Annotated in this window: 5 protein-coding genes and 3 rRNA genes; 2 read left to right on the forward strand and 6 right to left on the reverse strand. The window is 61.7% G+C overall.

The features are described 5' to 3' along the window. Positions 1-2: 2 nt before the first annotated feature. On the reverse strand, positions 3-1,376 hold the full coding sequence (locus QF038_RS16720) for an FAD-binding oxidoreductase (protein WP_307611447.1): 1,374 nt from the start codon (positions 1,374-1,376) through the stop codon (positions 3-5). A gap of 168 nt (positions 1,377-1,544) precedes the next feature. Between QF038_RS16720 and QF038_RS16725 the strand changes: the two genes are divergently transcribed. Next, positions 1,545-3,257 carry a glycoside hydrolase family 13 protein gene (locus QF038_RS16725; protein ID WP_307611450.1) on the forward strand — a complete coding sequence of 571 codons (1,713 nt, stop codon included), beginning with the start codon at positions 1,545-1,547 and terminating at the stop codon, positions 3,255-3,257. A 2-nt stretch (positions 3,258-3,259) separates the two neighbouring features. Continuing rightward, positions 3,260-4,300, forward strand: a complete 1,041-nt coding sequence (locus QF038_RS16730; protein ID WP_307611452.1) for a LacI family DNA-binding transcriptional regulator — start codon at positions 3,260-3,262, stop codon at positions 4,298-4,300. Here QF038_RS16730 and QF038_RS16735 read toward each other — a convergent pair. From QF038_RS16735 to QF038_RS16755, 5 genes are all read right to left on the reverse strand, one after another. Further along, positions 4,297-4,827, reverse strand: a complete 531-nt coding sequence (locus QF038_RS16735) for a hypothetical protein (protein WP_307611453.1) — start codon at positions 4,825-4,827, stop codon at positions 4,297-4,299. The genes QF038_RS16730 and QF038_RS16735 overlap by 4 nt on opposite strands. A gap of 415 nt (positions 4,828-5,242) precedes the next feature. Further along, positions 5,243-5,359 (reverse strand): 5S ribosomal RNA (gene rrf / locus QF038_RS16740). Positions 5,360-5,600: 241 nt separating this feature from the next. Beyond that, positions 5,601-8,726, reverse strand: a 23S ribosomal RNA gene (locus QF038_RS16745). A 513-nt stretch (positions 8,727-9,239) separates the two neighbouring features. Beyond that, a 16S ribosomal RNA gene (locus QF038_RS16750) occupies positions 9,240-10,764 on the reverse strand. Together the 16S, 23S and 5S rRNA genes form the textbook arrangement of a ribosomal RNA operon. Before the next feature lie 482 nt (positions 10,765-11,246). Further along, the gene (locus QF038_RS16755) at positions 11,247-14,945 is read right to left on the reverse strand and encodes a 1,4-alpha-glucan branching enzyme (RefSeq protein ID WP_307611455.1); all 3,699 of its coding nucleotides are present in this window, start codon (positions 14,943-14,945) and stop codon (positions 11,247-11,249) included.

Below are 14,945 nucleotides of genomic sequence, written 5' to 3' on the forward strand. Positions count from 1 at the left end.
GGCTAGATCGCCTTTCCGGGGTTCAGGATGCCTGCGGGATCGAACAGGTCCTTGATCCGGCGCTGGAGTTCCCGAAGCGGTTCCGGCTGCTCCTGGCCCAGCCACCGCAGTTTGTACTGCCCTACGCCGTGTTCGCCAGTGATGGTGCCGCCCATGCCCAGGGCGGCCGTGATGGACTCATCCAGGGCCCGGTGGAGCCGCTCCAGAGCTCCCTCGTCCACCAGCTTGTCCTGCCGGTCGATCCAGAACGTGGGATGCAGGTTTCCGTCGCCGGCGTGGGCCACCACTTTGAGGTGCACGTTGTGCTGCACGGCCATGGCCTCCAGGGCGGCCACGTAGTCCACCAGGCGGGACCGGGGAACGGCGACGTCCTCCCCCACCCGGTACTCGTCGTCCACTTCCACGCCCCGGCTGTGGCGCCGCAGTTCCACGAGCCGTTCCGCTTCGGCACTGGCTTCGGTGGTGACGGTTGCCCCGCCAGCTGCCAGGACCTCGCGGACCATCCGGGCCTCGGCGGCGGCGCCGAAGCCGTCGGTCTGGATCAGCAGCAGGGAGCGGCCCCGGGCGGCGAGGTCCGACCCGTGGATGTCATCCAGCTGTGCCAGCGTGCCGCCGTCGAGCAGTTCCATGATGGCGGGCTGGACGCGCGCCCTGCCCACGGCCAGCACTCCGGCTGCGGCTTGCCGGAAGTCCGGGTAGAAGGCTGCGATGGTGTGCACTTCCCGGGGAAGGTACTTGAGACGCACCGTCACGCCCACCACGACGCCCAGCGTTCCTTCCGACCCCACGAAGAGGCCGGTCAGATCGTACCCGGCCACGCCCTTGAACGTCTGGTGACCGGTGTGCAGGAGCGAGCCGTCCGCCAGGACCACGTCCAGCGCAAGCACGGAGTCCCGGGTGACGCCGTACTTGGCGCACCGCAGCCCGCCGGCGTTCGTCGCCACATTTCCGCCAATGGTGGAGCTGCGGAAGCTGGCGGGGTCCGGCGCATACATCAGTCCGTGTTGCGCTGCGGCTTCATTAAGTACCGCGTTGATGACGCCCGGCTCCACCACTGCTGTTTCATCATCCGGGTTCAGCGCAAGGATCCGGTCCATCCGCTCGAGGGACAGGATGACGCAGCCCTTGGTGGCATGGGCGCCGCCGGAAACGCCGGTTCCCGCCCCGCGGGGCACGATTGCCACCCTGGCAGCGGCGCATATCCGTACTACTGCCTGGACGTCTTCCACCGACTCCGGAAACACCACTGCCAACGGCAGCTGGTAGTCAAGGATCGGCGCCTGGTCCACCGCATACCGGATGAGCGTGGTCTCTTCCCGGTCCACCTGACCACTCGCCAGGCCGGCCTCCAGCTCCTGAACTGCCACGCTTCCCACAAAGCCTCCATCCGCCGTCGCACGTTTTCCATCAGTTTATGGGCCCCTGTGCGTAACACTTCTGCAAGCGCTTCCAGTCCTGACCAGCGGAAATGCGACTTACGTCCCTGCCACCCTCAAAATAAGGATGGAAGCGTTTCCATGGACGGCCCGCCTAAGCTTGGGCCTATGTCTGTCGAAACTTTGACACCCGCCGCCGCCGGTCCCCTGACCCTGATCCACGCTCCCGACAACCAGCCGGGCTGGTGGCGGTCTGCCGTGATCTACCAGGTGTACCCCCGCTCGTTCCGGGACCTCAATGGCGACGGCGTGGGCGACCTCGCGGGCATCACCGAGGAGCTGCCCCACCTGGCGGACCTTGGCGTGGATGCCATGTGGCTGTCCCCCTTCTACCGGTCCCCGCAGCGCGACGCCGGGTACGACGTCAGCGACTACTGCGACGTGGACCCGATCTTCGGCACCCTCGGCGACTTCGACGTGATGATGGCCGAATCCCACCGGCTGGGCCTGCGGGTCATCGTGGACCTCGTACCAAACCACTGCTCCGACCAGCATGCGCTGTTCCAGGCAGCCCTGGCCGCGCCTGCAGGCAGCCCGGAGCGGGACATGTTTATCTTCCGCGACGGAAACGGACCCGAGGGACACGAGCCGCCCAACAACTGGCAGTCCCACTTCGGCGGCCCCGCCTGGACGCGGGTAACGGGCCCGGACGGCCAGCCGGACCAGTGGTACCTCCACCTTTTCGATTCATCCCAGCCGGACTTCAACTGGGACAACCCTGCCGTACACGCTGAGTTCGAACGGATCCTCCGGTTCTGGCTGGACCGCGGCGTTTCCGGCTTCCGGGTGGACGTGGCCCACGCGCTGGTCAAGGCGCCTGGCCTCCCCGCCTGGGGCGGACGCCCCGACGGCGGAAGTTCAGACGGCTTCCCCGGCCACGAGGCGCCGATGTTCGGGCAGCCGGCAATCCACGACATCTACCGCAGCTGGCGACAGATTCTGGACGGCTACGGCCCCGACCGGATCCTGTGCGCGGAAGCGAGCGTTGACCTTCCCCGGCTGGCGCACTGGGTTAGGCCGGACGAAATGCATCAGGCGTTCAACTTCCCGTACCTGCACGCGGGGCTGGACGTTTACCGGCTGCGCTCGGTCATCACCGATTCCCTGACGGTCCTGGATGGCGTGGGGGCTCCCAGCACCTGGGTGCTGTCCAACCACGACGTCGTCCGGCATGCCAGCCGCTTCGGCTACAACGGGCAGGGGCCCCGCGACGGCGACGGCATCGGTCCGGCGGATCCGCAGCCTGACACCGCCCTGGGCCGGCAGCGGGCGGCGGCCGCCTCGCTTTTTATGCTGGGACTGCCCGGCGGGGCGTATGTCTACCAGGGTGAAGAGCTCGGCCTGCCGGACGGTATCGACATCCCCGAGCACCTGCGCCAGGACCCCACGTTCGCCCGTACCGGCGGGCAGCGGCTGGGCAGGGACGGCTGCCGGGTTCCGCTGCCGTGGCGCGCAGGCGAACCCCACTTCGGCTTCGGGCACGGCGAGGACCCCTGGCTGCCCCTTCCTGCCTCCTTTGAACAATGGGCGCGGGACGTACAGGCCGGCTCACCGTCGTCGCACCTTGCTCTTTACCGGACCATGCTGGCGGTGCGCCGTGAGCTGGACCTGGGGCGGGGCTCCCTGGCATGGGCGGAGGATTGGTGCACCGGCTCATCCTTGGGGTACGTCAACGGCACTACGCTGGTGCTTATGAACCTCAACCACGAACCGCTGGAGATGCCTGCAGGGCAGGTCCTGGTCCGCAGCGTCCCCTCCGGTCCGGAAGGCCTGCTGGCGTCCGGCGAGACCGCCTGGATCAGCCTTACTTCCGCTCCCTGAGTATGGCGGGTATCAAGGACGTCGCAGACAGGGCAGGGCTGTCCATCGCCACCGTCTCGCGGGCGTTGAGCGGCAAGCCCAATGTCTCTGCGAAGAGCCGGAAGCTGGCGATGGAGGCGGCGGGGGAACTGGGGTTCGTCCCGTCCTATCACGCGGCCAGCCTTGCCTCCGGCCGGAACCACAACATCGGCCTGGTGGTCCCGTCCATTCACCGGTGGTACTTCTCCTCAGTGCTGGAGGGCGTGTCTGGGACCCTGCTGGATGCCGGCTACGACCTCACTCTGTACAAGGTGGGCGACCAGCCCGAACGCCGGCACAGTGTGCTCAACGATTTCCTGCTCAGGAAGCGCCTGGATGCGGTCATTGCAGTAGCCCTGGTGCTGACCGACGCCGAAATCCAGCAGCTGCTGGCTGTGCACCGCCCCATCGTGGGTATCGGTGGCACCTTGCCGGGGGCTTCCACTATCAGGATCGACGACGAACGGCTGGCGCGGATGGCCACTGATCATTTGATCCGGCTTGGCCACACCCGGATAGGCCATGTCACCGGCGACGCAGCGCTGAACCAGGACTTCAAGCTGCCCGGCATCCGTCAGGGCGGATACCAAAAGGCCATGGCGGCAGCTGCCTTGGAAATCCGGCCTGAGTGGCAGATCAGCGCTGACTTCACAGTCCAGGGCGCCTACGCGGCGGCACGTCGGCTGCTGGGCGGTGCCACGGAGCGGCCCACCGCGATTTTTGCAGCCTCCGACGAAATGGCGGTGGGTACGATTCTTGCGGCCCGGGACTTTGGATTGCAGGTTCCCCGGGATCTCTCAGTGGTGGGCATGGATGGACACGAGCTGGGCGAGACGTTCGGCCTGACCACCGTGGACCAGGATCCCCGCAGGCAGGGAGTCCTGGCGGCCGCCACTGCGCTGCAGTTGCTTGAGGTTGGCCCGAACGGCTCCGATGATGGATCAGTGCCACCGGCAGCTGACCAGGAGTTCCCGACCGAGTTTGTCATCAGGACGAGTACAGCTGTGCCTCCGGCCGGCCCTTAGCCGTCCTGGTTCCCGCTGGTGTCTGAAACTCCTTCTTCGGGAGCGCCCATGAACCGGGCATACCTGGCAAGGATGTCCGGCCAGGCCTCAGCGTACCGCTTGCGCTCCGCCGAGGGGTCCTCGGCCCCTTCCCAGCCTTCGTGGAACACCCGCACCTCGGTGCCTTCCCCTACCGCCCTGAAGGCCACCCGAAGCTCGGTGGACCAGAGCGCTGTGGATCCCGGGTGCCAGGTGGCATGGAAGGACAAAGGCGGCTGCCAGTCATCAAGCGTTCCCCAGATGCTGGTCCGGCCGTCATCAGCTGTTTCGAGGATCAGGTTCTCCTCGAACTCAACATAGGAGCCGGCGCCGTAGACGCCGAATGATTCCAGCGGCCACCACAGGTGCGTATGGTCGGTAAAGCCGGCGAAGGCGTGGGCCACGGTGCCCGGAACGGTGATGGTGTTGACCACCGGTTCCAGGAGCTCAAGGGCCGGCTGGTCATCGCTTCCAAACGGCTCGGCGCCGTGGCTGAAGAGGCTGTTCATGGTGCCCAACTCTACCCGTGCAGCCCTCCCCGCAACGCGCCCACTACCTGCTCGCTGCTGTATCCCAACGCGCCATCATGTCCTGCGGCTCTTCTTCCAACGCGCCATCACCTCCTGCGACTTTCCTTACAACGCCCTGTCGGCTCCTCCGGCGAAGTGATGGCTGAGTTGCGCAAGAGGTGATCAGGGGTTGCCTGATGTACTGCCGGAGGTGATGGAGGGTTTTTCGAATCCTGTGCGGGAGGTGATGGGGCGTCCGCCGGTTCAGTGCAGGACGTGATGGGGCGTTGCGGTATCAGTTATCGTCGTTTTGAAGGCCGGGTGGGGACTGTATCTGATAGCTCAGCGGGTTTTGGTGGTTAAAGCAGAGTAGGGCCCTGACGTCTCTTGTCAGGGCCCTACTTCTTCAATTTATGTCCGGCGGTGACCTACTCTCCCACACCCTCCCGGGTGCAGTACCATCGGCGCTGTGGGTCTTAGCTTCCGGGTTCGGAATGGGACCGGGCGTTTCCCCCACGCTATGACCGCCGTAACCCTTCTACCCGTTCCCCCAGGGCTTTGCGCCGTGGTGGGTGGGAAATCTTGTGGTTACAACATGCTCTCCTTGTTAGGCAGAGCTGTGGTGTTGTTATGTAGTTTTGTGTTTTTGTTCCCTGGCAACAAACGTGTTTGGTTTGTTGTTTGGGAACCACATAGTGGACGCAAGCAGTCTTGTTTATCTTTTTACCCGCCCCGGGTGCAAACGCTTTTGAATCCGTTTGCGGGGTGGGTGTGTGGTGTAAGTTATCGGCCTATTAGTACCGGTCAGCTTCACGAGTCGTTAGTCCTCGCTTCCACATCCGGCCTATCAACCCAGTGGTCTGGCTGGGGGCCTCTCACACACAAGGTGTATGGAAATCTCATCTTGAAGCGAGCTTCCCGCTTAGATGCTTTCAGCGGTTATCCCATCCGAACGTAGCTAATCAGCGGTGCACTTGGCAGTACAACTGACACACCAGAGGTTCGTCCGTCCCGGTCCTCTCGTACTAAGGACAGCCCTTCTCAAATTTCCTGCGCGCGCAGCGGATAGGGACCGAACTGTCTCACGACGTTCTAAACCCAGCTCGCGTACCGCTTTAATGGGCGAACAGCCCAACCCTTGGGACCTACTCCAGCCCCAGGATGCGACGAGCCGACATCGAGGTGCCAAACCATGCCGTCGATATGGACTCTTGGGCAAGATCAGCCTGTTATCCCCGAGGTACCTTTTATCCGTTGAGCGACGGCCATTCCACAATGTACCGCCGGATCACTAGTCCCGACTTTCGTCCCTGCTCGAGATGTCTCTCTCACAGTCAAGCTCCCTTGTGCACTTACACTCGACACCTGATTGCCAACCAGGCTGAGGGAACCTTTGGGCGCCTCCGTTACTTTTTAGGAGGCAACCGCCCCAGTTAAACTACCCATCAGGCACTGTCCCTGACCCGGATTACGGGCCGAAGTTAGATGTCCAAAGTGACCAGAGTGGTATTTCAACGATGACTCCACCCGAACTGGCGTCCGGGCTTCAACGTCTCCCACCTATCCTACACAAGCCACTCCGAACACCAATACCAAACTATAGTAAAGGTCTCGGGGTCTTTCCGTCCTGCTGCGCGTAACGAGCATCTTTACTCGTACTGCAATTTCGCCGAGTTTATGGTTGAGACAGCGGGGAAGTCGTTACTCCATTCGTGCAGGTCGGAACTTACCCGACAAGGAATTTCGCTACCTTAGGATGGTTATAGTTACCACCGCCGTTTACTGGGGCTTAAATTCTCAGCTTCGCCGTGAGGCTAACCGGTCCTCTTAACCTTCCAGCACCGGGCAGGAGTCAGTCCGTATACATCGTCTTGCGACTTCGCACGGACCTGTGTTTTTAGTAAACAGTCGCTTCCCCCTGGTCTCTGCGGCCCCGATCCCCTCCCGGACGCGTAGTCCGTTCAAGGTTGGGGCCCCCCTTCTCCCGAAGTTACGGGGGCATTTTGCCGAGTTCCTTAACCATAATTCTCTCGATCGCCTTAGTATTCTCTACCTGATCACCTGTGTCGGTTTGGGGTACGGGCGGCTAAAACCTCGCGTCGATGCTTTTCTCGGCAGCATAGGATCACCAAATCCCCCCAAACGGGGGTCCCATCAGATCTCAGGCATCATGAACAGCGGATTTGCCTACCGTTCGCCCTACATCCTTAGACCGGGACAACCATCGCCCGGCTCGGCTACCTTCCTGCGTCACACCTGTTAATACGCTTGCCTCCCAGGATCAGGTCCTGCGCTCCACCAAAACCCTTCACCCACAAGGGGTGTCGGGCAGGTCTCGGGCAGTTAGTATCCCCTGTTCAGCATGGGCGGTTTTTCGCCGGTACGGGAATATCAACCCGTTGTCCATCGACTACGCCTGTCGGCCTCGCCTTAGGTCCCGACTTACCCAGGGCAGATTAGCTTGACCCTGGAACCCTTGATCATTCGGCGGACGGGTTTCTCACCCGTCTTTCGCTACTCATGCCTGCATTCTCACTCGTGTAGGCTCCACCGCTGGTTTACACCGCGACTTCACTGCCCACACGACGCTCCCCTACCCATCCAAACGCCTGAACCACAAGGGCTTAGCTAATATTTGAATGCCACAACTTCGGCGGTGTACTTGAGCCCCGCTACATTGTCGGCGCGGAATCACTTGACCAGTGAGCTATTACGCACTCTTTTAAGGATGGCTGCTTCTAAGCCAACCTCCTGGTTGTCTGAGCAACTCCACATCCTTTCCCACTTAGCACACGCTTAGGGGCCTTAGTTGGTGGTCTGGGCTGTTTCCCTCTCGACTATGAAGCTTATCCCCCACAGTCTCACTGCTGCGCTCTCACTTACCGGCATTCGGAGTTTGGCTGACGTCAGTAACCTTGTAGGGCCCATTAGCCATCCAGTAGCTCTACCTCCAGCAAGAAACACGCAACGCTGCACCTAAATGCATTTCGGGGAGAACCAGCTATCACGAAGTTTGATTGGCCTTTCACCCCTACCCACAGCTCATCCCCTCCATTTTCAACTGAAGTGGGTTCGGTCCTCCACGACGTCTTACCGTCGCTTCAACCTGGCCATGGGTAGATCACTTCGCTTCGGGTCTAGATCACGCCACTGCAACGCCCTATTCAGACTCGCTTTCGCTACGGCTTCCCCACACGGGTTAACCTCGCGACGTAACACTAACTCGCAGGCTCATTCTTCAAAAGGCACGCCGTCACAACTACTAAGGTTGCTCCGACGGATTGTAAGCACACGGTTTCAGGTACTGTTTCACTCCCCTCCCGGGGTACTTTTCACCTTTCCCTCACGGTACTGGTCCGCTATCGGTCATTAGGGAGTATTTAGGCTTATCAGGTGGTCCTGACAGATTCACACGGGATTTCTCGGGCCCCGTGCTACTTGGGATACTCTCCAGGCGGTACACAACATTACGGTTACGGGGCTCACACCCTCTCTGGCCGGCCTTTCAAGACCGTTCACCTATGCCTGCACATCACACCCCACTGTCCCGGCAGAGACAGAACGGAAAGTCCCACAACCCCGACCATGCAACGCCCGCCGGCTATCACACATGGAACGGTTTAGCCTGATCCGCGTTCGCTCGCCACTACTAACGGAATCACTATTGTTTTCTCTTCCTGCGGGTACTGAGATGTTTCACTTCCCCGCGTTCCCTCCACGCACCCTATGTGTTCAGATGCGGGTCACCAGGCAACTCGCGCCCCTGGCGGGGTTTCCCCATTCGGACACCCTGGGATCACAGTCCGGTTATCGACTCCCCCAGGCTTATCGCAGATTCCTACGTCCTTCTTCGGCTCCTAATGCCAAGGCATCCACCGTGTGCTCTTAAAAACTTGACCACAAAAGATCAAAAAACTAATTCACGAGAGAACCACGAAAACCAACCACACCCCAACACCCCAAAAAGAGGTGCCAACAGCGCAGCCAGATCCAGGTTCATATTCTTGGAAATTGCTTCTTATAAAAGATGCTCGCGTCCACTATGTAGTTCTCAAACAACAACCCCAACCACACACCCCACACACACAACATGCATGACCGGTGCAGCCAGGAAAACCAGAAACAAACAAACCCGGAAAACCACCACGACCAAAACCGCAGCAACCCCCGGCCCTGTTGCCTCAGGACCCAACAGTGTGCCAAACACTAAACCACCCACCCCGCTCCCGCACCGTTCCAGGACACCCAAAGGCATCCGTACTAGACAAGGAGAAGAACAAGCAGCCGCTATTTGTTGATATTCCACCCTTGAGCACCCGCCGCAGAACTTGCGTCTGCGCAACGGGCATATACTCCTGACAAACCCCCACCACCACATACGCGGCAGCAAATGATCTGTAGGTGCTCCTTAGAAAGGAGGTGATCCAGCCGCACCTTCCGGTACGGCTACCTTGTTACGACTTAGTCCCAATCGCCAGTCCCACCTTCGACAGCTCCCTCCCACAAGGGGTTAGGCCACCGGCTTCGGGTGTTACCAACTTTCGTGACTTGACGGGCGGTGTGTACAAGGCCCGGGAACGTATTCACCGCAGCGTTGCTGATCTGCGATTACTAGCGACTCCGACTTCATGGGGTCGAGTTGCAGACCCCAATCCGAACTGAGACCGGCTTTTTGGGATTAGCTCCACCTCACAGTATCGCAACCCTTTGTACCGGCCATTGTAGCATGCGTGAAGCCCAAGACATAAGGGGCATGATGATTTGACGTCGTCCCCACCTTCCTCCGAGTTGACCCCGGCAGTCTCCTATGAGTCCCCACCATCACGTGCTGGCAACATAGAACGAGGGTTGCGCTCGTTGCGGGACTTAACCCAACATCTCACGACACGAGCTGACGACAACCATGCACCACCTGTAAACCGACCGCAAGCGGGGCACCTGTTTCCAGGCGTTTCCGGTTCATGTCAAGCCTTGGTAAGGTTCTTCGCGTTGCATCGAATTAATCCGCATGCTCCGCCGCTTGTGCGGGCCCCCGTCAATTCCTTTGAGTTTTAGCCTTGCGGCCGTACTCCCCAGGCGGGGCACTTAATGCGTTAGCTACGGCGCGGAAAACGTGGAATGTCCCCCACACCTAGTGCCCAACGTTTACGGCATGGACTACCAGGGTATCTAATCCTGTTCGCTCCCCATGCTTTCGCTCCTCAGCGTCAGTTAATGCCCAGAGACCTGCCTTCGCCATCGGTGTTCCTCCTGATATCTGCGCATTTCACCGCTACACCAGGAATTCCAGTCTCCCCTACATCACTCTAGTCTGCCCGTACCCACCGCAGATCCGGAGTTGAGCCCCGGACTTTCACGGCAGACGCGACAAACCGCCTACGAGCTCTTTACGCCCAATAATTCCGGATAACGCTTGCGCCCTACGTATTACCGCGGCTGCTGGCACGTAGTTAGCCGGCGCTTCTTCTGCAGGTACCGTCACTTTCGCTTCTTCCCTACTGAAAGAGGTTTACAACCCGAAGGCCGTCATCCCTCACGCGGCGTCGCTGCATCAGGCTTTCGCCCATTGTGCAATATTCCCCACTGCTGCCTCCCGTAGGAGTCTGGGCCGTGTCTCAGTCCCAGTGTGGCCGGTCACCCTCTCAGGCCGGCTACCCGTCGTCGCCTTGGTAAGCCATTACCTCACCAACAAGCTGATAGGCCGCGAGTCCATCCAAAACCACAAAAAGCTTTCCACCAACCACCATGCGATGATCAGTCATATCCGGTATTAGACCCAGTTTCCCAGGCTTATCCCAGAGTTAAGGGCAGGTTACTCACGTGTTACTCACCCGTTCGCCACTAATCCCCCCAGCAAGCTGGAGATCATCGTTCGACTTGCATGTGTTAAGCACGCCGCCAGCGTTCATCCTGAGCCAGGATCAAACTCTCCGTTGAAGTAAAACAAAAACGAACACAACCAAGAAACCACGGGAAAACGCGGAAACCAGGCTGCAAAATTTGAAACCAGCTGTAAAAACCAGACCCACCCACAGGGGCGGACAAGCCCGGTCAATTCAACCAATCACTAAAACAATTGGTATCAACAAACTTGGCACACTATTGAGTTCTCAAACAACAGACACACCCGGCACCACCACAACATCTACCAGTCGAGGATCGCTCCGGAGCAACTTTTCAAACTTACCGGCTGGCTTCTCACTTGTCAAACCGGCGTCCGCAACCCTGATTGCCGTGAGGCTTGAGTTTCGGTTTTTCCGGCTGACTCTGTGGACCAGCGCGGAAATAAACTCTACCACCACTCTGCCGGGATGGCCAACCGGGCCTGCCCGGCATACAAGGCAGCGCGGGCCCCCGGCCACGAAAAAGCCCGGAACCACGAGGATTCCGGGCCGTTCGTCAACACTTGGAACCAAGGGTCAGCCAGCGGCTGATGTACCCGGCTTGAAGTAGGCAGCACCAAGCGGCGGCAAGGTGACGCTCAGGGTGGCCGGCTGTCCGTCCTGCCCTTCCCCGGTGGCCTTCAGTTCTCCGTTGTTGAGCACCCCGGATCCTCCGTAAGTGGTGGAGTCGGTGTTGAGCACCTCGGTCCAGACACCTGCCTCCGGCACTCCCAGCGTGTAGCCGGCATGCGGCGCGCCAGAGAAGTTGATGGCGCACACCAGGGGGTTGCCCTCCTTGTCCCACCGGATGAACGAGAGAACGTTGCGGTCCGCGTCTCCCCCGTTGATCCACTGGAAGCCCCCCGGTTCGTTGTCCCGGGTGTAGAGCGCGGGAGTGGACGCGTAGAGCTCGTTGAGGTCCTTGGTCAGCAGCTGGATTCCCTTGTGGGCCGGAATGTCCGCAAGCCACCAGTCGAGGCCGTGCTGTTCAGACCATTCCGCTTCCTGGCCGAATTCCGTGCCCATAAAGATGAGCTGCTTGCCCGGGTGGGCCCACTGGTATGCCAGGAAGGCGCGCAGGTTGGCCAGCTGCTGCCAACGGTCGCCGGGCATCTTCCGGAGCATGGAGCCCTTGCCGTGCACTACCTCATCGTGGCTGATGGGCAGCAGGAAGTTCTCGGTGAAGGCATATACAAGGGAGAACGTGACCGTGCCGTGGTGCCACTTGCGGTTGACCGGATCCTCGGAGGCGTACTTGAGGGAATCGTGCATCCAGCCCATGTTCCACTTCAGGCCAAAGCCCAGCCCGCCGTGGCTGGTGGGGGCAGTGACGCCCGGGAATGCAGTGGATTCCTCTGCAATCATGACGGCCCCGGGGTGCGTCTTGTACACAGTGGCGTTGACTTCCTGCAGGAAGGAAATGGCTTCCAGGTTCTCCCGGCCGCCGAAACGGTTGGGCCGCCACTGGCCCTCCTCGCGGGAGTAGTCCAGGTAGAGCATGGATGCTACGGCGTCCACCCGCAGGCCGTCGATGTGGAACTCTTCCAGCCAGTACAGGGCATTGGCCACAAGGAAGTTGCGCACCTCTGTCCGGCCGAAATCAAAGATCAACGTCCCCCAGTCCGGGTGCTCACCCAAAGCCGGATCGGAGTGCTCATAGAGGGGCTCGCCGTCGAACTGGGCCAGAGCCCATGCGTCCTTGGGGAAGTGTGCCGGCACCCAGTCCAGCAGGACACCGATTCCGGCCTGGTGGAGTGCGTCCACCAGGTACCGGAATTCGTCCGGATGGCCGAACCGGGAGGTGGGGGCGAAGTACGAGGTGACCTGGTAGCCCCAGGAACCACCGAAGGGATGCTCCGCCACGGGCATGAATTCCACATGGGTGAAGCCAAGCCACTTGACGTAGTCCACCAGCTCTTTGGCCAGTTCCTTGTAGCCGAGCCCCAGCCGCCAGGAACCGAGGTGGACTTCGTAGACGCTCATGGCCGAGTTTTGCGGATCCCGCTGGGCCCGGGCTTCCATCCATTCGTCGTCCTTGAAGGCGTACGAGGGCTCCACAACACGGGAGGCGGTCAGCGGCGGGACCTCGGTTCCGAACGCGAGCGGGTCGGCCTTTTCCACCCAGTGGCCGGACCGGGTGCGGATCTCGAACTTGTAGCATGCACCGGCTGTGACACCGGGAATGAAGATTTCCCAGACACCGGATGAGCCCAGGGAGCGGAGCGAATTCTCGCGGCCGTCCCAGCCGTTGAAGTCTCCCTTGATCCGCACGGCCTGCGCGTTGGGTGCCCAAACGGCAAAGGAAACACCGTCTACGTCGCCGAGGGAGGACTTGTAGTGCTGGACGTGCGCACCAAGCACCTGCCAGAGCTTCTCATGCCGGCCCTCGCCGATAAGGTGCAGGTCAACTTCACCCACGGTGGGCAGGTAGCGGTACGGCTCGTCCACGATGACGGGTTCGGCGCCCGCATACGTGACGGCAAGGCGGTAGTCCGGGACGTGGCCTTGCTGCAGGGGCTCCATCACGGCTACCCACACGCCATGGGCTTCATGCTCCATGGGAACCTCGCCCGCGGCCGTGATCACGGTGACGGACTCGGCCAGATGCTTCACGGTGCGGATGGTGACGTGGCCGTAGTCGTCCAGGTGCGCCCCGAGGACGGAATGGGGGGCGTGGTGTTCGCCGTTCGCGATCTTGCCCAAGATGCCTGCATCCACATGCAGCGGCACCCCGGGATGGTCGGTTCGTGCTGAGCCTGTCATTTCGTTACCTTCCGATGCTGCGCCGGTCTGTTGGATGGCGCCGTTACCGCTGAGGAGCCGCCTGGCGGCGTTCACGGGGATCGCCAGCCAGTCGGGCCTGTTACGCATTTCATAAACTACTTCGTACAGCGCCTTGTCCAGCCACAATGCCACAAAGAGGGGCGCGTCCTTGTCCACCGTGCCCGGCGTAACCTCCGCGTAGCCGGCAAGGAAGGCATCGGCGCAGTCGTCAACCCAGGAGGCGGGCACCTGCGCGCCCTCCTGCTCGCGCTGGGCGGCCCCCGCCGCGTAGTCGAAGGACCGGAGCATTCCCACCACGTCGCGGAGGGGAACGTCGGGAACGTTGCGTTCGGCGATGGGACGCAGCGGTTCGCCTTCGAAGTCGAGGATGGCCCAGCGTGGCGCCGCCCCCGCCTGCCCCGGAACCTGGAGGATCTGGCCGAGGTGGAGGTCCCCGTGGATCCGCTGCAGCGGACCGGCAGGGACGCCGTCGAGCCCCTCCAGCAAGGCGTCCAATGCCGTGCCATAGGGCCCGACGGCGGAGGCGGCTTCGGCCCACGCCTGCCGGACGCGCTGGGCTACTGCCGGCGCGATCACCTTACCGGGCTCAGCCTCCTCGGATTGTCCGAGTGCTTCGGCGAGCCGGCGGTGGACGGTTGCCGTGGCGGCTCCGAGAGCGCGCGCCTCCGCCGTAAAGTCCGTTCCGGACCGCGCCGCATCAACAGCCAGGCGCCAGGCATCGAGCCCGCCGGCCAGGAACTCGTGCGCAACCGCCAACTCCCCCTCCGCATGCCTTGAACCCGCAGCAGTGCCGTTAGGGGAAGGAAGACCTTGGGCCAACCACTCGCCGCGGACCCAGCCGAGGGTGGCTGGAACTTCAGCTGTACCCGCGGAAGTGAGGGCGGCACCCACTTCAACTTCGGGATTGGTTCCTTCCGAGAGGACACGAAAGAACTTCACGATGGCGGCTGATTCGCCGTCGTCCACGATCACCGAACTGTTGGACTGCTCTCCAGACAGCACTTTGACCACGCCGCGCGCCGTGGGCAGCCTGGGCCCTCCCGGGGTACGGAACCCGGCGGCGGTGCCGCTGGGCGCCTTCTCCCCGCCGCGCATGAGTTCAAGCCAGGCACCCACAAAGTCCGGGTCGTGCACTGCGTCATAGACCCATGGCCTGGAAGGATCAGTGCCGGCGGCCTCGCCGATCAGCGCCCGCTCCATGCCCGCGGCCGGTGCGGGCCGGAAGCTCAGGGGGACCTGCACCACTTCGGTGCGCCGGCCGCCGTCGGCTCCCTTGGTGGTGACTTTCAGGAGGAACACCGCCAGCGCGGCGTGGCCGGTGGGATCTTCCAGCCCCAGGCTGCCTGCCTGTGCTACCTCGAATCCGGGGGTTTTGACGGGGAACCAGCGTTGCCTCGGAAGCCATTCCTGAAGCAGCGCGGTCAGGGCGGGGGTAAGGATGGGCTGGTTCAT

This window comes from Pseudarthrobacter sp. W1I19 (assembly GCF_030817835.1).
Taxonomy (GTDB): domain Bacteria; phylum Actinomycetota; class Actinomycetes; order Actinomycetales; family Micrococcaceae; genus Arthrobacter.

Bases quoted from the DNA above. Each gene is read 5' to 3' on its own strand.
- QF038_RS16725 (WP_307611450.1), top strand. From the start codon at position 1,545: ATGTCTGTCGAAACTTTGACACCCGCCGCCGCCGGTCCCCTGACCCTG.
- QF038_RS16730 (WP_307611452.1), top strand. From the start codon at position 3,260: ATGGCGGGTATCAAGGACGTCGCAGACAGGGCAGGGCTGTCCATCGCC.
- QF038_RS16735 (WP_307611453.1), bottom strand. From the start codon at position 4,827: ATGAACAGCCTCTTCAGCCACGGCGCCGAGCCGTTTGGAAGCGATGAC.
- QF038_RS16755 (WP_307611455.1), bottom strand. From the start codon at position 14,945: ATGAACCAGCCCATCCTTACCCCCGCCCTGACCGCGCTGCTTCAGGAA.